Raw genomic sequence first — 17,411 nt, 5'->3', positions numbered from 1 at the left:
TTTGTCTGAATGCGGCGCATCCGGAATTTGATATCTGAGTTAATGGTTCGGTGTTAAAATGTATGAGGAATACGATAAATCCCTTCACTCTCCTTTAAAATGGAAGACGATGGAGTCCCCGGCGCGGGAATTTGATGAGAGCAGGCTGGATGCGGCCATCGCGGATATCCTCGGCGAGGATAAGCCGGTGGAACAGAAAGCCGAAACGCCCAGTCGGCCTGAATTCCCTGACTTGTCACCACAAGAGGAAGTGACTGCCCGGATTGGGCCGAAGGACGCCGGATTGTCGGCTGTCCTGCGTCAGAAATGGGCCGAATTGTCTGGCGCTGCTTAACTTAACTGTTCACCTGATACTTTGGCTGGCTTATCGGTTGGGCTGGTCGTCTGACACCTTCGCCACAGGTTCCGGCAATCGTTGGACCTGAGCCCACAAACAAGTTGCCTGCGCTTGTTTCCTGAGCATCAATAGCGGTTCGCGCGATTGAATAAGAGCCTTTGATGCCCGGTCCAAAACCGACCCCTGTTGAATCAGACCTTTCGTTACCCAAAAAAGTTGATGTTGTCGTCATCGGTGGCGGCATCATTGGCGTCTCGACCGCGTTGGAACTGGTCGAGCGGGGCAATTCAGTCTTGTTGTGCGAAAAGGGGCAGATTGCCGGGGAACAAAGCTCGCGTAACTGGGGCTGGGTACGGCTGGGCATGCGCGACCCGAGGGAAATCCCCCTGATGCAAGAGGCTTTGCGCATCTGGCAGGGTCTGGATGATCGGATTGGCCGCAAGACGGGATATGCGCGCTCGGGCATTCTGTTTGGCGCCTCTGGCAAGCGCGCTGCTGGCAATCTGGAACGATGGATGCGCCATGTTGACGGGCTGCAGACCGGGGCGCGGATGGTATCGGGCAGTGACCTGGCCGACCTGCTGCCGGGTAATCGAACCGGGCTCGACGCCGCCCTGCATATGCCGCAGGACGGTCGCGCCGAACCGCAATGGGCGGCCCCCGCTATCGCGGAGGCGGCGCGTGACAAGGGTGCGGTCGTCATGACCAGTTGCGCTGTCCGAAGTTTGGATGTGCAGGCAGGTCGTGTTGTTGGGGTGTTTACTGAACGGGGACGCGTCGCGTGTGATCAGATTGTGCTGGCCGGGGGCGCATGGTCACGCCTGTTCGCCGGTAACGCCGGGATTACGCTGCCGCAGCTGAAAGTGTTGAACACCGTCATGCGTATTTCGCCTGTGGATCTTGGTCCTGAGGCTGCGCTTTGGTCTGATGATTTTGCTATCCGAAAGCGGGCGGATGGCGGCTATACCATCGCGTCGGGTCATGAAAACACAGTAGATATTGTGCCTGACAGCTTTCGACTGGCATTGCGGTTCGCGCCCGCTTTCGCGCAGGAATGGAAATCGCTGAGGTTCCGCCTGTCCAGGCGTTGGATGACCGAAGCGCGGCAGGACCGAACGTGGCTACCCACAGATGTCACCCCGTTCGAGCATTGTCGAATTCCGGACCCTGAACCCTCGCAAAGGGTGTTGCGGCAAGCCTGGGCCAAGGCATGCAGAGGTTTCCCAGTGTTAGAGCAAGCGGAAATCGTACAAAGTTGGGCGGGGCTGATTGATGTAACACCGGACGCTATTCCGGTCATTTCGGGCGTTGATGATCTGCCGGGGATGTTCATCGCGACCGGGTTTTCTGGCCATGGCTTTGGCATCGGCCCCGGTGCGGGCAGGCTGATGGCCGATCTGGTTACGCAGGCAGCGCCATGCGTCGATCCGGCCGCCTTTCGCCTGTCCCGTTTCACGGATGGCTCAAAGGTACGGCCGGACCCTGGGTACTGAGTACCTTAACCCATCATCTGATAGCTGACCGGGACAAAACGGAACCCGTCACCGCGGGCTTCGACATATCCAGCGGCGGGGAAGGGCATGTGATAACCAATCATCGGAACCTTGTCGGCGGCCAGCATTCCCAGCACATTGCGGCGAGATGCTGTGGCCGCAGCCTTGTCCATGTCGAACCGCACCTCCCATTCGGGATGGGCAAAGGACCAGACATAGTGATTGGCCAGATCCGCCGTCAGGATCAGGCGCTGGCCGTTGCTTTCCAGATGATAGGCCATGTGGCCCGGCGTATGCCCAAAAGCTGCCATCGCTGTCAGGCCTGATGCCACCTCGCCTCCATCTTCAACGAAGGTCATCTTTTCCGCCAGTGGTGTTACCTTGGCCGCAACCAGATCGCCGACCCGATTGCCCGCATCTTGCGCGGCCCAGAAATCATACTCGGTAGCCGCTGTCACGTAACGTGCGTTCGGAAATGTGGGGGCGTCGTTGGTTGTCATGCCGCCGATATGGTCGGGGTGCATGTGGGTGATGACAACAACGTCGATCTGATCCGGTGTCACACCGGCATCCGCCAGCGCCGCCTGAATGCCACCCTGCCCAAGACCAGTGTCGAACAGAACCAGCTCCGCCCCGGTATTGACCAGCGTTGGGGTGAAAAAGAACTGCGCAATGTCCGGAGAGATGAAGTTGTCAGCCGACACCTTGGCAAAATCGTCATCCGACGCGCCACCACCGAATATCTCTTGGGCACCGTCGCGCGGCAAACTGCCATCCAGCAATGTTGTGACGGTAAAATCGCCCAGCTTGAAGGATTTGGCGATGGTCGAATTGGCTTTGGTTTCAGTGCCAGCCGCCAGAACCGGGGCTGCCGCTGATGCGAATGGCAAAGCTGCGGCGGCTCCGAGGGCGGCTCTGCGCGTCAATTTGATGGTCATTATCGTTCTCCCTGTCAGAATATCAGGACTTCAATTAGGCCGGTAAGTGCCTCTTGCCAGCTTATACCCGCAAGACATGGGCTGCGTGGATGAACAATACGTGTTAATTTTTGTTCATGCCGCGATCAGAAAACAAAACCGTTCCCACACGGCAAAGCGTCGAAAGCTTTCTCGCGACCGTACAGTCGCCGCGCAAGGCGGAAGAAGCGCGGGCATTAGATGCAGTATTTCGCAAAGTTACCGGTTTTGCACCTGTTATGTGGGGGTCATCAATGATCGGGTACGGACGGTATCACTACCGCTATAAATCTGGACGCGAGGGGGAGTTTCTGGCAACCGGATTTTCCCCGCGCAAGGCCGCGCATTCCATCTATATCATGCCGGGTTATGCTGATTTTGGGGATATCTTGTCCCGTTTGGGAAAGCACAAGCTGGGAAAGTCCTGCCTGTACGTGAACAAGCTGCCGGACATTGACCTCGATGTTCTTTCAGACCTGATCCTGGCCGGGCTGGAGGATTTGGGACGTCTGTGGCCCGTCGAGCCGACCTGAGATCCATCATCTGGAAATGTGTTCCCAAGCAGTTGCTGGACAAAAACGCGCTCATGTGACAAGAGCCGCGCCAACAGGAGACTTCCATGACCACCACCCGTTTCGCCCCGTCGCCCACCGGTTACATCCATGTCGGCAACTTGCGTACCGCCCTGATGAACTATCTGATCGCCCGCAAGGCTGGCGGCACGTTCATCCTGCGTATCGATGATACCGACCCCGAGCGGTCGAAGGAAGAATATGTCGATGCCATCAAGCAGGATCTGGAGTGGCTGGGCCTGCATTGGGATCGGGTTGAACGCCAATCCGAACGTCTGGACCGTTATGCCGAAGCCGCCGACAAGCTGCGTGAGTTGGGGCGCTTCTATGAGGCGTTCGAGACGCCGACTGAGCTGGACCTGAAACGCAAGAAGCAACTGAATATGGGAAAGCCGCCGGTTTATGATCGCGCCGCGCTGTCCCTGTCGGATGCGGAAAAAGAGGCCTTGCGGGCCAAGCGTGGCAGTGGCGTGTGGCGGTTCAAGCTGGATCATGAACGGATCGAGTGGACCGATGGTATTCTTGGCGATATCTCGATTGATGCAGCCTCGGTTTCCGATCCGGTGCTGATCCGTGGCGACGGGCAAGTTCTCTATACGATTGCGTCTGTGGTAGATGACACCGAAATGGGTGTAACGAATGTGGTGCGTGGCTCGGACCACGTGACCAACACCGCGACACAGATTCAGATCATCAATGCGTTGGGTGGTCAGTGCCCGCGTTTTGCGCATCATTCCCTGCTGACCGGCCCTCAGGGCGAGGCGCTGTCGAAACGTCTGGGCACGTTGGCCCTGCGCGATCTGCGCGAACAAGGCGTGCAGCCGATGGCCCTGCTGAGCCTGATGGCGCGTTTGGGATCATCTGATCCGGTAGAGCTACTGTCCGACATGGCCGAGTTGATCGAGGGTTTTGATGTAAACCGATTTGGCGCAGCGCCCACCAAGTTCGACGTACAAGACCTGTTTCCCCTGACTGCTAAGCATCTGCAATCGCTGCCACTGGCCGATGTTGCGGATGCCGTTGCCAACGCAGGCGTTCCGGCTGATCTGGCCGAGCCGTTTTGGGCCATGGCGCGTGAGAACATAACTACTCTGGCCGATCTCAAAGGCTGGTGGGAGCTATGCCGCGACGGTGCAGAGCCATTGGTGGCGGATGAAGATCGGGACTTTATCACCGAGGCGCTGGCGTTGTTGCCCGAAGGTCCGTTTGACGGCGAAACCTGGGGCATCTGGACCAAAGCGGTCAAAGAGGCGACGGGCCGCAAAGGCAAGGGCCTGTTCATGCCGCTGCGCAAGGCGCTGACTGGCATGGAGCGCGGACCCGAGATGGCGACGCTGCTGCCACTGCTACAGGTGATCCGCGCACAGGGCTGAACGGATGCGCCTGATGGCGCGTGCTTTCTTTAGAAGAATATTCAATTGAAACGCGGGGCAGGCGCAAGCTTGGCCCGTTTTTCTTTAGACCGTCTGCACAATGCTGGCGGAAACGCGTTGCAGGTGAACATCCACAAGCTCCGTCTCGGCGGTTTTAAGTCGTTGATGGCGTGGATAGCGTGGTTCGGCGCGGTCGTTCAGGATGGGCGCGTCCCAGCCGTCGGTTGTGGCAAAGAAGCGGTCTACGCCTTCGGGGCCAAAGGCCCGCAGATACCCCTGCACGACCACGTCGATATAGCTGAGCAGCAACGGGTGGCGGTTGCTCGGGTCGTTGTGCCGACCCTGAGATACAGCATAGACCGCGATATCGACATCATGCGTCAAGGGATGTGTGATCGAATGCGTTGCCGGAATACGATCATAGGCCCATTCGCGTTCGTCCAATGCGGCCCAATCGTTTTTCGGAACATGCGCGATCATGCCTTCGATCTCGGATTCGGGGTCCGGGATCGCGGTTAGGAACGCCACGGGGCGCAAATCCGTATGCCGCCAAGCCCGCCGCCAGCCTTTCAAACACGCCGGTCGCGGGTCGGGAAAGTCATGTGTCGCCAGATTCACCAAGCTGCCATAGCCAAAGAAATAGGGGTCTGCCATGTGGTGCGGGGTCCTTTTCGGCGATTGATGTATGTCAAACCGTTTTTTTGCCAGACATGCAATAAGGCTGCATCTTAAATTTTGGGAGGCCCTCATGCGGATAACCAAACGAACGAACATAGCTGTGCGCCTGCTGATGTATTGTGCTGCGCATCTGGATCGGCTGGTAACGAAGTCCGAGATCGCCGAAGTGTGCAACATCTCGGAAAACCATCTGGCGCAAGTGATCAATCAATTGAGCCAGTTGAACTACCTCAGTACGCAACGCGGTCGCAACGGGGGCATGTCTTTGGCCCGCCCCGCCGATCAGATCCGCATCGGCGCGGTCTTTCGCCATGTCGAAGGGTCTTTGCCGATTGCCGAGTGTTTTGCGGATGCGGACAATACGTGCCCGCTGACAGATGCGTGCCGATTGAAACTGGCCCTGCAGGACGCGGCCGAGGTGTTTTATGCCTCGCTGGACGAGATCACTCTGGACGCATTGATTTGTGACAATGATCCGTTGCTGCAAATTCTGCAACCGGTCGCCTGCGTGCGGTGATATCAGTCGCTGGCCCGTAAGATGCGGGCTGGCCGGACGGACAATGGACGCAAGGCAAAAGCCAGGCCGGCGCCAAGCGTGACCGCAACCCCGGCAATGACGATCCCCAACGCCGACGACCAGATGATCGTGAAACTGGTGTCAAAAATGTATGTCGCCACGGCCCAGCCACCCAGAATCCCGGTGAGAAGGGCGACACAGCCAGCCGCTGCGCCCAGCAAAGCAGCGCGCAGGGCAAAGCTGATTAATATCCGGCGCCTGCTGGCGCCAAGCGTCTTGAGAATGGCGGCCTCGTATCGCCGCGCCGGTTCACCGGCGGCTGCGGCCCCGATCAGAACCAGAAACCCGGTCAGCAATGAGACGCCGGCCCCGTAAGACGTCGCCGCTGCCAACCCGGCCAGTAGGCCCGAGACCCGATCGATTGCATCCCGTACACGGATGGCGGTGATGTTTGGGTATTGGCCAGCGAGGTCTCGCAGAATGGCTGCTTCGGCCTGCTCTTCAGCATAAACGGTCGCGATAAAGCTGTGCGGTGCGCCCGTCAAAGCCGATGGGTTCATCGACATGATGAACCCCATACCTGCGGTTGAAAAATCCACTTCGCGGAAGGATGTCAGTGTGGCAGTGATGTCGCGGCCCAAAATGTTGACCGTCAGGGTGTCACCAAGTTTCAAGCCCATCTCTTCGGCCTCTTCGGCGGCAAAACTAACTTGGGGTGTCCCTGCATAATCTTCGGGCCACCATTCACCTGCCGTGATGCGCGCGTTTTCCGGGGGCGAGATAGAGTAGGTCACTCCACGATCACCTTCCAACACCCAATGACCTCCGGCGACTTCACGCGCCGAACGCCCGTTGATCTGCGTTATGATGCCCCGCAGCATCGGTGCGCTCTCAACGCGGCTGACGTCCGGGTCGGTTTCCAGCCGTTTGGTAAAGCCGGGCATCTGGTCTTTCTGGATGTCGACAAAAAAGTAGGATGGCGCCACATCGGGCAAGTTCCCTGAGATTGCATTGCGCAAGGTGCCGTCGATCTGTCCGACCGCCGCAAGAACAGACAGGCCTAGCCCGAGCGAAAGCACAACCGACCCGGCGCCTTCACGGGGGTCGGAAATGGCCGACAGGGCCCAACGCAAAGAAGGCTTGCCGCGCGCCAGCGGCACCCCGGAGCGGGCAAGCCAGCGGACCACTACGGCTGACAAGGACAGCAACAACAACGCCCCGGCCAGCCCGCCACTGGTCCACAAGGTCAGCCAGGTCGAACCACTGAACCACGAGGCGGATGCGATCAGAACAGCCAGACCGACGCCCGTGGCCAAAACGTAGACAAGGCGCGGGATGCCGCGAGCCGAGGTCAGAGCGTCGCGAAACAAGGTGGCAGCGCGTACGTTTTCGGTTCTGGCCAGTGGCCAAAGCGTAAACAGGAAGGCCGTCAACACCCCATAAAGCGCGGATTCGGCCAGGGGTTGTGGATAGAGCGCGAACACCGCAGGAACAGGCAGGCGGCTTTCGATCAGCGGTGCCAACAGCAGCGGCGTCAACCCGCCCAAGACCACCCCAATCGCGATGCCAAGGCCAGACAAAAGGCCGATCTGGATCATGTAGGTCTGGAATATCGTCTTCCGGTCTGCGCCCAACGTGCGCAATGTGGCGATCGTCTCTGTCTTTTGTGACAGATAGGCGCGGACGGCGGCAGAGACACCAATACCGCCAACCGCCAGCCCGGCCAGACCCACGAGTACAAGAAATGCGCTGAGCCGGGTTACAAATTCAGCAATCCCCGGTGCCCCATTGCGGGCGTCGGTCCAACGCATACCGGTGCCATCAAAGACCTGGAATGCTTCTGCGGACACCTCCTCCAGACCGGCACCCGCTGGCAGATCCAGTCGGTACTTGGTCGAAAACAGGGTTCCGGGCGCCAACAGACCTGAGGATTGCAGGTCTTCCGTTCGAACCAATGTGCGAGGCCCAAGACCAAAGCCATCGGCTGCGCCATCCGGCTCGGTCATCAATGCAGCCATAAGCACGAATTCCTGAGCGCCGAGGGCAAAATGATCGCCAATTGATAGATCCAACCGATCGATCAGGACCGGGTCCATGACTGCGCCAGGCAGTTCGCTGGTGCCATCTAGGGCAGCGGGCAGTGGCATATCAGGCGCTAAGGTAATGGTTCCAAGCAGCGGATAGGCCTCGTCAACCGACTTCACTTGTGTCAGTGCGCGGTCCGGTCCGGATGCACGTGGCACAACCGCCATGGATCGGAAATCGACGACTTCCGAGGATTTATGCGCGGTTCCGTCCATCCACGCCCGTTCTTCGTCGCTGGCAAATCGATAGGTGAACTCCAGTTGCGCATCGCCTCCCAGCAGGGCGGCCCCTTCTTGCGCCAATCCGGTCTGGATCGCGTGCCGTACTGATCCCACTGCCGCGATGGCTGCGACGCCCAGAGCCAGACACGCAAGAAAAACGCGGAACCCATTCAAACCTCCACGCAACTCCCGACGCGCCAGCCGTCCGGCCAACCGCAGGCTCATTCCGCGGCCTCTTGCCGGACATCCTCGGCGATACGTCCATCTCGCAAGCGGACAACGCGGTCGCAGCGCTGGGCCAGCGAATGGCTGTGTGTTACCAGAATCAATGTCGCCCCATGCTTGTCCCGCAGCCCAAACAAGAGATCGACAATCGCTGCTCCGTTCGTTTCGTCGAGGTTGCCGGTGGGCTCGTCCGCCAACAGGATTTGGGGGCGCGGCGCGGAAGCGCGCGCCAGGGCAACGCGCTGTTGCTCGCCGCCTGAAAGTTGCGCCGGATAGTGATCGCGCCTGTGCGACAAGCCCACGGCCTGCAACTCGGCCTCGGCGCGTTCGAATGCATCCTTGTGCCCGGCCAGTTCCAGCGGAGTGGCCACGTTTTCCAGCGCCGTCATCGTAGGGATCAGATGGAAGTTCTGAAAAACGACGCCCATTGCGTCGCGCCGAAATCGCGCCAGCGTGTCTTCGTCCATTCCGGTCAGGTCCTGACCCAAGGCAATCGCACGGCCCTCTGTCACCTGCTCTAACCCACCCATCAGCATCAGTAGTGAGGACTTTCCGGATCCTGAGGGCCCGACCAGCCCCAATGTCTCGCCCCGGGCCACAGACAGGGTGATGTCATGCAAGATATCCACTCGACCGGCATTGCCATCCAGCGACAAAGCGGCATTTTGGAGTTCGAGAACAAGGTTTGTCATGGGTCTTTCCGAAGGGGAGCGATCATTTGGGATATGGAGTGCTTACTGGTTTGCGCAAGGCTTTGATGTCGGGGCTGTTTGTGTGTTGCGGTTTTGCTGCCACAGCCGAGCCGGTGGTGATTGCCGCCTTGGGCGACTCGCTGACCCAAGGTTACGGGCTGGTTCAGAAAGACGGGTTCGTCCCGCAATTGCAACGATGGCTGCACGCGCAGGGGGCGGATGTCACGTTGATCAACGCGGGCGTATCGGGCGATACTACAGCAGGCGGCGCAGCGCGGGTCGAGTGGACGCTGACCCCGGATGTGGACGGCATGATCGTGGCACTGGGTGGCAATGATCTGTTGCGCGGAATCGATCCCGCTGTGTCGCGGGCCAATCTTGAGAAGATCCTGAGTGTTGCCGAAGCCAGCGATGTGTCCGTGCTTTTGGTTGGAATGCAGGCCCCCGGAAATTATGGGGTTGCGTACAAACAGTCTTTCGACGGCATGTATCCCGCCTTGGCGCAGAAGTATAACGTGCTCTATGCCAGCAGCTTTTTTGACGGTTTGGAGGCTGAGGGCGATCCGAATACTGTAGCGCAGTATATGCAGCCGGACGGGATCCACCCTAATGCAGCAGGTGTCGCCCGGATTGTTGAAGCTCTTGGTCCGTCAGTTCTGGACCTTGTTGATCGGACAACAAAGCAGGAGTGAGCTATGCCGGGGCGGTTTTTTCTGACACGACCAATAGCCGAGGTAGCTAAAACTCTGGGCGTGTCGGGCGACGTTGCCGTGCAGTCTCCGCGCAACAACATACAGCCAGGTCAGGAAATGATTGTTCTGAGCGGGAATGACCTGATCCCAATGCGCTGGGGTATGATCCCGGTGGGGCGGGTCAATGCGCGTGGACGCCCCGTGATGGAAACCATCATCAACGCCCGGTCCGAGACCGTCTTTGACAAAACGGCATTTGAGGGTGTGAGGCGGGCAGTCGTTCCGGTGGACGGATGGTATGAGTGGACAGGGGAGAAGCGCCGAAAAACTGCGTGGCGCATTGCGGCGGCCGACCGAGCGCCCTTGTTCTTTGCTGCGATTACGGACAGCTGGCAAGCACCGGGGGGATTGCGCGTCGATCAGTTCGCGGTCGTGACATGCGAGCCGAATGCCGACCTCAGGCCGATCCATCATCGAATGGGGGTGTTGCTGGATCATGCCGGGGTAGAGACATGGCTCACCGGGTCCGAAGCGCAGGCTAAAGCTCTGGCGCAACCTTGGCCGACTGGGCTGTTGCACATCGAAGAGGCGACAGATGTGGATTGGTCAGCGCCCTGAAGGCGCGGTCAAACAACCGTGACGACGGTGCCGATTGGCACTCTGTTATACAGGTCGACCACGTGTTCGTTCAGCATTCGTATACATCCGTTTGACGCCGCGCGGCCGATGGTCTGTGGTTGCGTGGTGCCATGAATGCGGAAATAGGTATCAACCCCATTCTGGAACAAATACAACGCTCGTGCGCCAAGAGGATTGTCGTTGCCACCGGGCTGGACATAGTCGTTGTCCTTGAACTTGCCATAGGCAACCGGGTCGCGTTGGATCATCTCTTCGGTTGGACGCCAAGTGGGCCATTCCTTTTTCACGTCAATTGTGGCGGTGCCAGTGAACTCCAACCCGGCTTTACCAACACCGCAGCCATAGCGGATCGCTTTGCGCGGCTCGGTCACATAATAGAGGTAGAATGAACGGGGAACGACCAGCAGTTGACCGGGCATGAATTGTTTTTTGATCCGAACAAACTGTGGGGTCGGATCATATTCAATTGGCTTTTTCTTGGCAAATCCTGTGCTTGGAACGAGGCTTGCGGCGGCAGTTGCAGAGAGAAATGTGCGGCGTGTGAACATGGTGGGGCTCAGCTATCTTTCAATGAAAACATTCATATAGTTTCGAAAGGTTAGCCGATCTGGTCAATCGGTGCGGTGAAGTAAAGGGAATGTGATGTATTGGAGCGCCACACCTGATGTTCGCAAGATACAAAAAGGGCGGGGATTTTCCCCACCCTTTCAATCGGTTAGGCCAGCTGAATGTCGTCGGCGCTTTCGCGGCCGTCACGACCAGCGCGCAGCTCGTACGTGACTTTCTGGTTGTCGGCCAGACCGGTCAGGCCCGAACGCTCGACAGCCGAGATGTGTACGAACACGTCTTTGCCGCCATCTTCTGGTGCGATAAAGCCGAAGCCTTTGGTGGTGTTAAACCATTTTACGGTGCCTGCAGGCATATCCGATATCTCCTGATTTGTGCTGCCCACGGGGTTGCGGCAGCCTGGCGTCGTTGTCTGTATCGATAGACTGAACGCCGAAATCCGGAGACAGTAGGTCGAATAGAAAAACGTAAGCCCTTTGGATATGGCACCCGGAAATGCGTGTGACAAGATATTTTGTACGTTTCGTACAAGGGTTTGAGGGCCATTTGTACGTTTTGTACGGTTTTCCGCCGATGGTTTTGATGCGGTTTTTACTATCATTTGGGCATTTTATGATAGGGTGAAATTATTGAATTCAGCGCCGTTGACCAGGTTGCAGGATCTGTTGACCCACCCTGTGGCAAAGAGACTGAAGGAACAATCGCCTGAGTCACCCCCCTCAAGGGAAGAGAGATGGAAAACGTCGAATTTTCTGATGCTCAGTCCATTGAATTGTAGTGGCTATTCAAACTGGTAAACATAATGGCGTTACCGCTGGCATTGAAGTGTACATCTCCTTGGAGATAGTAGTCGCGATACACATCCTCGGTACTTGCAGTTGTGATCATGCTGGAGAAATCCGGAAATAAGTCTATGAACATTTCACACTTGCCGGTGCAAAACTCCTGCCAGATATTGCTTTGCCTGTTATTGGCTGAGTTACTTTCCATTTCTTTCAATTGTGCGGGCCAGGGATACACACCAACGCTTAGTTTAATTCCTCGTTCTTTGAGCAGCTCATATAAATCGGTCATATACTGCAAGGATTTTAGAATGCCACCATCAACACCCATCTCGCCGAAATGAGAGCTTTGGTCATTGTATGTCCATTCTAAGCGGTGAATATTGTATACATCTTTTTGAACACTTCCCCCGCGAATGAATGTTCTCAGGGAAGAATAGCCACTGTAGGATAATGCCAGATTTGTTTTGAGAAACTGCTTCAACAAGTGAGATGGGGACTGATTTTCCGGAGTGACCGAACTAAATGCAAGGGATCCGTCATCTCTTTCGCTGTAATGGATGGCCTCATCCTGGATGTCCGAAATATCCACAAAAACAATTAAATGATCGAACGTGATACCTTGATTCAAATGCCATTCGATCTTCTTCAGTTATACGCTGGGCGAATATGAGGCCACCCCCAAATTTGCAACGGTTAGGTTTGGGTGCTCTTTTGCGAACATGCCAACAAAGGAATCTTCATACGGCATGCCAATCCCCTCAGTGAAGCTGTCGCCGATGAAGGCAAGGTCAAAGTGTTGCATATTATTCTGCGGGGACGCGCAGTCATCTTTGAAGCCGAGATCGTTTGTGCAGACCTTATAAACCTCATCTCCCCAATGGCCGTAGCCAGAAAACCCACTCAGGAGAGAGTGGTCAAAATAGTCATGTTGAATTCTATACTTTTTCTCGGCAAGTGCGGGATCAGACGTCGAAAATTTTTTTGTGTAAGCAAGGTCCGCAAGAAAGAACAGCGTAATTGAAAGAAACAAGTTCCAAACTACTAACCTAATCAAATTCACACCTTGCTGATAAATCCACCTATACCATTCAAAAAAACATTGAATTATTATCTTAGCGTCACCGTTCTGTCTACCAGCATAGACGCATGGCACACTGTCGGCCAAGAATTGCGCTACTGCTGCGGGTAGGTCCGGGTGGCGAGGATGGATGTAAACACCCCTCCTGCGCTAGTTCAAAAAGATAGAGGTCAGATTGTGCGTCGGAAGGCATTGCAGGCAGAAGCAGGGTCGAGGTGGTGGGCCCTGCGCGAGCAGCGCCGGTGAACGGGTCCTAAAATAAGAAGCTTTGAACAAAATGAGTGATTCTGCGCCCGCTTTCCGTTGCACTATTGTCTTCTGCGAAGTCGTGCCGCCGCTTGTTGATGGACCGGGATGCAGGCAATGAATTCGTGCTCAAAGTCGGATTGGGACAAGAACTCTTTGAACGCCTTGTGTTCGTGGTCTTCCCAGCCTGGATAGTTGAAATACTCATCGAACACGACAATGACTTCGTCGGCAAAATACGGACCCAAGATGTCGAAGATTGTCTTTGTCGAACTGTAGAGATCACAGTCCACATGAACGAAACCAACCGGCGCTGTCAGTGTTTTGACAAAGGATGGCAGCGTTTCGTCAAACCAACCTTTCACAAGGGTCACGTTTGAGCGTACCTCTGGCAGCTCGGCAACCGCGAACACGCCTTGTTCAAATCCGCTTCTCCAAGTTTCCGGGAGGCCCTCAAAACTGTCAAAGCCCGCAACTTTCGCGTCCTTTGCTCGGTCTGCAATGATGTTGACAGACCGTCCTGAAAATACGCCAAACTCAAGAAAGGCATCTCTGTGGGTTGTCTGATCGACGCAATATTTCAGAAAATCCTCAAGCACGAAAAACTGCTTGGCGTCTTGCATGTGGCGATCAAAGAACCGCGACGACGAAAGGCCAGCCCTTAGTCTCGAAACCTCTCTCAGATCCAGACTGTCCATGTGAACGTTGAGTGTCTTGCCGTTCACGTGCCGCACCACATCCAGGATCTCTGCATTCATGTGCCCGGCACGTTCAAGTTCGGCCTGTGTGCTCAGAATGAGGTCTTCGACATGCTGAAGCCGTTTGAAGGGCCGTAAGCGTGACAGCATTTTTGACCACTTTTTGAGTCTGGACATGTCTTTTCTGCTTCCTGCCATCTTACGCGTTCCTAACCAACTGGTGACGGATGTTAGGACGTTCTTCAACACGCCTAGCCATGGCGGTATAAGTCGCCATTGAGGGACCATCAACCAAAAGCTGAATCGCTTGTAAAGCCCGCGCCGAGCTTGCTTGCGAGCATTCCGGTTAGGTTCGAGTTGATGGGGCACCCGACCGACTGGCCGTATTCGTCGATCCATCGCGATATTCGTGCGGACCGAGTTGAGCCGTAGGATGGGGTTTTACCCCATCATTTGGGACGGTGGTGTTGATGAATGCGGGCGGGCGGGTGGTGGGTGCAAGCACCCATCCTACGCTTGCTATATCTTGAGCGCTTTTACAATGTAGTCTTCAAACGCGGCCCAAAGTGCCATCAGGTCTTCGTTGGACGGCATGAAGGTTTTACTGTGAATGGCACGGTTCAACGCTTCAAGCTCTCTTGGTGACTTCGAGTCACCGAGGTGTCTCTCTAGGTCGCGAAAAGCCTTTGCTTCCATCTCACCAGCATCTACGAGGTGTTGCGCAACACTCCTAACTCTGGCTGCCAGTTTGTTATTCGTATTTACTTTGGCTTTGGAGATGGCCCAGTCGGTAGCAAGTTCGATCAATGATCGAAAAACAATCGCTATCGCGATTGGATTCCTTGAGAACCTTAAATTGAATTGCAATTCTTGCCAGACCAACTCAATTTTGTGTTGACCCGGTTGCCAAAGAATTTCGAATTCAGCTTTTGGGATTAAAAAATCGCGTTTTCGGGGTTTTGTAGCCGTTTTTCCTTGGGTTCCATTGGTCTTCGGGCTAGTTGTTCCATTGTCTTTTTTAGGCTCATTTTCACCCTTCAAGAGCCCATCTTCGCCAAGTGAGCTCATATATTGGTTGACGCCTTCGGAGTTGAGAACGTTCTTTAGGGTCAGTCTCTTTTCGACAATGTCATCAGCTATTCTGGATAAGGCCTCCAAGACATCTTGCTTAGGCCTCGTGAGTCCAAGAACACCGTTTTCGTTTAGGTATATCCCCAAACGCTCCTGTCTCTTCTTCGCGTTTACTAGCCTAAAAAGTGTTGATCGACCTATTTGCCGCGCTCTCGGGAATCCACTAGCGTGAAGAAAATCCTCCACGGCTTCAGCAATTGGATATTGGTTGGTAGCACCAATGCGATTTGCGTGATGTGCTTTTGCACGTGTGTCCCACCTGAGCTGTCCTCGCCCACCGTCAGTCCCATTGTGTCTGCGGCTAACTATGTCTTCAATTACGCGTTGATCGGTTTCAATTTGACAGGGAAGACGCTCTGGTTTGGGCCAAGCATTGCTGGCCGCGATGCTTGAGATCTTGCTGGCATAAGATGAAGGTACAGAACAGATGCCCGAGAGCGCCTTGACGCAAGCTACTCGGCGATTGCCGTCAAAAACAACAAAACTACCATCGATTTCCTTGACCAAAGGCGGATCGAAGACCTCCCCCTGGAACGCAATGTCTTCCGCGAGGCGGATCATTTTGGGACCAAGGGTTTCAAACAGCCAATCGATGGCTGCTTGTTCGTCGCCTTGAGGTCCATGCCTGTCGTTATTTGGATTAACGATTAACTGATTGATTTGAATATTCTTGAACTTCAACCTGTCACTGCCCTTTTACCTAACAATCTAGGGTTGTCAGGAGGTTACAGCAACAGGTTCCAGTTTCTAAAGTCAAACCTACCGCGCAAATTTCTTATGCTTCAATCGCTTGGGCTCGAGCGCGTCCGGTCCCAGACGGCGTTTTTTGTCCTCTTCGTAGTCCTCGAAGTTGCCCTCGAACCACTCCACATGAGCATCGCCCTCAAAGGCCAGAATATGCGTGCAAATCCGGTCGAGGAAGAAGCGGTCGTGTGAGATGACGACGGCGCAGCCGGCGAAATCGACCAGGGCGTCTTCCAGCGCGCGCAGGGTTTCGACGTCGAGGTCGTTGGTGGGTTCATCCAGCAGCAGGACGTTGCCGCCCTCTTTCAGCAGGCGGGCCATGTGGACGCGGTTGCGCTCACCCCCCGACAGCAGCGAGACCTTTTTCTGCTGGTCACCGCCCTTGAAGTTGAAGGACGAGCAATAGGCGCGGGAATTGACCTGTGCGTCGCCCAGCTGGATGATCTCGGCACCGCCGGTGATCGCCTCCCACACGGTGTCGTTGTCCTTGAGGTCGTCGCGGGACTGGTCGACATAGGACAGTTCCACGGTGTCGCCCAGCGAGATGGTGCCTGCGTCGGGCTGTTCCTGACCGGTGAGCATTTTGAACAGGGTCGATTTACCGGCGCCGTTGGGGCCGATGACACCGACGATGCCGCCGGGGGGCAGGGTGAAATCGAGGCTTTCGATCAACTGCTTGTCGCCCATGTGTTTGGCCAGGCCTTCGACTTCGATCACTTTGCCGCCAAGGCGCTGGCCGTTGGGGATGACGATCTGGGCACGGGTGAGTTTCTCGCGCTCGGACTGATCCGCCAGCTCGTTATAGGCGTTGATCCGGGCTTTGGATTTGGCCTGACGGGCCTTGGCCCCCTGACGCATCCAGTCCAGTTCGCGCTGCAGGGTTTTCTGCTTGGATTTGTCCTCGCGGGCTTCCTGCTCCAGCCGTTTGGCCTTTTGTTCCAGCCAGGCGGAATAGTTGCCTTCGTAGGGGAGGCCACGACCACGGTCGAGTTCGAGAATCCAGCCGGTGATGCTGTCCAGAAAATAACGGTCGTGGGTGACGATCAGGATGGTGCCTTTGTAATCGATCAGGTGCTGTTGCAGCCAGGCGATGGTTTCGGCGTCGAGGTGGTTGGTCGGTTCGTCCAGCAGCAGCATGTCGGGGGCTTCGAGCAGCAGTTTGCACAGCGCGACGCGGCGTTTTTCACCACCCGAGAGGTTGGCGATGTTGGCGTCGTCGGCGGGGCAGCGCAGGGCCTCCATCGAGACGTCGATCTGGCTGTCGAGGTCCCAGAGGTTCTGGCTGTCGATCTCGTCCTGCAGCTTGGCCATCTCATCGGCGGTTTCGTCGCTGTAGTTCATCGCCAGTTCGTTATAGCGATCAAGGATCGCCTTTTTCCCGGCTACGCCCAGCATGACGTTTTCGCGGACGCTGAGGGTTTCGTCCAGTTTCGGCTCCTGCGGCAGATAGCCGACCTTGGCGCCTTCGGCCGCCCATGCCTCACCCGTGAAGTCCTTGTCGAGGCCGGCCATGATCTTCATCAGGGTCGATTTACCGGCACCGTTGACGCCGACGACACCGATTTTCACGCCGGGCAGAAAGCTCAGGTGGATGTTTTCAAAGCACTTCTTGCCACCGGGATAGGTCTTGGAGACACCCTGCATGTGGTAGACATATTGATAGGCGGCCATGTCGCGTCCTC

Annotated in this window: 18 protein-coding genes; 7 read left to right on the top strand and 11 right to left on the bottom strand. The window is 56.2% G+C overall.

The genetic code is table 11. The features are described 5' to 3' along the window. Positions 1 to 109: 109 nt before the first annotated feature. Positions 110 to 334, top strand: a complete 225-nt coding sequence (locus HW561_RS11875; protein WP_235962880.1) for a hypothetical protein — start codon at positions 110 to 112, stop codon at positions 332 to 334. Between the two features lie 164 nt (positions 335 to 498). Further along, on the top strand, positions 499 to 1,830 hold the full coding sequence (locus HW561_RS11870) for an NAD(P)/FAD-dependent oxidoreductase (protein ID WP_176864996.1): 1,332 nt from the start codon (positions 499 to 501) through the stop codon (positions 1,828 to 1,830). 5 nt (positions 1,831 to 1,835) lie between these two features. On the opposite strand, the gene HW561_RS11865 is transcribed toward HW561_RS11870, so the two are convergent. Continuing rightward, on the bottom strand, positions 1,836 to 2,768 hold the full coding sequence (locus HW561_RS11865; protein ID WP_176864994.1) for an MBL fold metallo-hydrolase: 933 nt from the start codon (positions 2,766 to 2,768) through the stop codon (positions 1,836 to 1,838). A gap of 116 nt (positions 2,769 to 2,884) precedes the next feature. Between HW561_RS11865 and HW561_RS11860 the strand changes: the two genes are divergently transcribed. Continuing rightward, on the top strand, positions 2,885 to 3,319 hold the full coding sequence (locus tag HW561_RS11860; protein WP_176864992.1) for a DUF1801 domain-containing protein: 435 nt from the start codon (positions 2,885 to 2,887) through the stop codon (positions 3,317 to 3,319). Between the two features lie 86 nt (positions 3,320 to 3,405). After that, entirely contained in the window at positions 3,406 to 4,731 is a 1,326-nt protein-coding gene (gene gltX, locus HW561_RS11855; protein WP_176864990.1) for a glutamate--tRNA ligase, read from the top strand. An 84-nt stretch (positions 4,732 to 4,815) separates the two neighbouring features. Here the strand turns inward: gltX and HW561_RS11850 are convergent, their stop codons facing one another. Beyond that, positions 4,816 to 5,385, bottom strand: a complete 570-nt coding sequence (locus HW561_RS11850; RefSeq protein WP_176864988.1) for a gamma-glutamylcyclotransferase family protein — start codon at positions 5,383 to 5,385, stop codon at positions 4,816 to 4,818. Between the two features lie 94 nt (positions 5,386 to 5,479). Here HW561_RS11850 and HW561_RS11845 point away from each other — a divergent pair, with 94 nt between their 5' ends. Next, positions 5,480 to 5,926: an RrF2 family transcriptional regulator gene (locus HW561_RS11845; RefSeq protein ID WP_176864986.1), complete on the top strand. Its 447-nt coding sequence runs from the start codon at positions 5,480 to 5,482 to the stop codon at positions 5,924 to 5,926. Positions 5,927 to 5,928: 2 nt separating this feature from the next. Here HW561_RS11845 and HW561_RS11840 read toward each other — a convergent pair whose 3' ends face one another. Both HW561_RS11840 and HW561_RS11835 read right to left on the bottom strand, forming a co-directional pair. Beyond that, complete coding sequence (locus HW561_RS11840) at positions 5,929 to 8,457, bottom strand: ABC transporter permease (protein ID WP_176864984.1); 2,529 nt, start codon at positions 8,455 to 8,457, stop codon at positions 5,929 to 5,931. After that, complete coding sequence (locus HW561_RS11835; RefSeq protein WP_176864982.1) at positions 8,454 to 9,149, bottom strand: ABC transporter ATP-binding protein; 696 nt, start codon at positions 9,147 to 9,149, stop codon at positions 8,454 to 8,456. The genes HW561_RS11840 and HW561_RS11835 overlap by 4 nt, the downstream gene beginning before the upstream one ends. Before the next feature lie 65 nt (positions 9,150 to 9,214). On the opposite strand from HW561_RS11835, the gene HW561_RS11830 reads away from it, so the two are divergent. Next, on the top strand, positions 9,215 to 9,841 hold the full coding sequence (locus HW561_RS11830; RefSeq protein ID WP_176865202.1) for an arylesterase: 627 nt from the start codon (positions 9,215 to 9,217) through the stop codon (positions 9,839 to 9,841). 3 nt (positions 9,842 to 9,844) lie between these two features. After that, positions 9,845 to 10,459 (top strand): SOS response-associated peptidase, encoded by a 615-nt coding sequence (locus HW561_RS11825; protein WP_176864980.1) that lies wholly within the window; start codon positions 9,845 to 9,847, stop codon positions 10,457 to 10,459. Between the two features lie 8 nt (positions 10,460 to 10,467). On the opposite strand, the gene HW561_RS11820 is transcribed toward HW561_RS11825, so the two are convergent. The 7 genes from HW561_RS11820 to ettA all read right to left on the bottom strand — a co-directional run bounded on the left by HW561_RS11820 (position 10,468) and on the right by ettA (position 17,400). Then, positions 10,468 to 11,028: a L,D-transpeptidase gene (locus tag HW561_RS11820; protein WP_176864978.1), complete on the bottom strand. Its 561-nt coding sequence runs from the start codon at positions 11,026 to 11,028 to the stop codon at positions 10,468 to 10,470. Positions 11,029 to 11,195: 167 nt separating this feature from the next. After that, complete coding sequence (locus HW561_RS11815; protein ID WP_176864977.1) at positions 11,196 to 11,402, bottom strand: cold-shock protein; 207 nt, start codon at positions 11,400 to 11,402, stop codon at positions 11,196 to 11,198. Between the two features lie 404 nt (positions 11,403 to 11,806). After that, the gene (locus tag HW561_RS11810; protein WP_176864975.1) at positions 11,807 to 12,460 is read right to left on the bottom strand and encodes a hypothetical protein; all 654 of its coding nucleotides are present in this window, start codon (positions 12,458 to 12,460) and stop codon (positions 11,807 to 11,809) included. Between the two features lie 21 nt (positions 12,461 to 12,481). Continuing rightward, complete coding sequence (locus tag HW561_RS11805; RefSeq protein WP_176864973.1) at positions 12,482 to 12,997, bottom strand: hypothetical protein; 516 nt, start codon at positions 12,995 to 12,997, stop codon at positions 12,482 to 12,484. Positions 12,998 to 13,218: 221 nt separating this feature from the next. Next, the gene (locus tag HW561_RS11800) at positions 13,219 to 14,031 is read right to left on the bottom strand and encodes a class I SAM-dependent methyltransferase (RefSeq protein ID WP_176864971.1); all 813 of its coding nucleotides are present in this window, start codon (positions 14,029 to 14,031) and stop codon (positions 13,219 to 13,221) included. 342 nt (positions 14,032 to 14,373) lie between these two features. Then, positions 14,374 to 15,666 (bottom strand): hypothetical protein, encoded by a 1,293-nt coding sequence (locus HW561_RS11795; protein ID WP_176864969.1) that lies wholly within the window; start codon positions 15,664 to 15,666, stop codon positions 14,374 to 14,376. 78 nt (positions 15,667 to 15,744) lie between these two features. Beyond that, positions 15,745 to 17,400: an energy-dependent translational throttle protein EttA gene (gene ettA, locus HW561_RS11790; protein WP_176864967.1), complete on the bottom strand. Its 1,656-nt coding sequence runs from the start codon at positions 17,398 to 17,400 to the stop codon at positions 15,745 to 15,747. Between the last annotated feature and the right edge of the window lie 11 nt (positions 17,401 to 17,411).

It is taken from the genome of Ruegeria haliotis (assembly GCF_013377785.1).
Taxonomy (GTDB): Bacteria; Pseudomonadota; Alphaproteobacteria; order Rhodobacterales; family Rhodobacteraceae; genus Ruegeria; species Ruegeria haliotis.
This window is presented reverse-complemented; position numbering and strand designations above follow the sequence as displayed.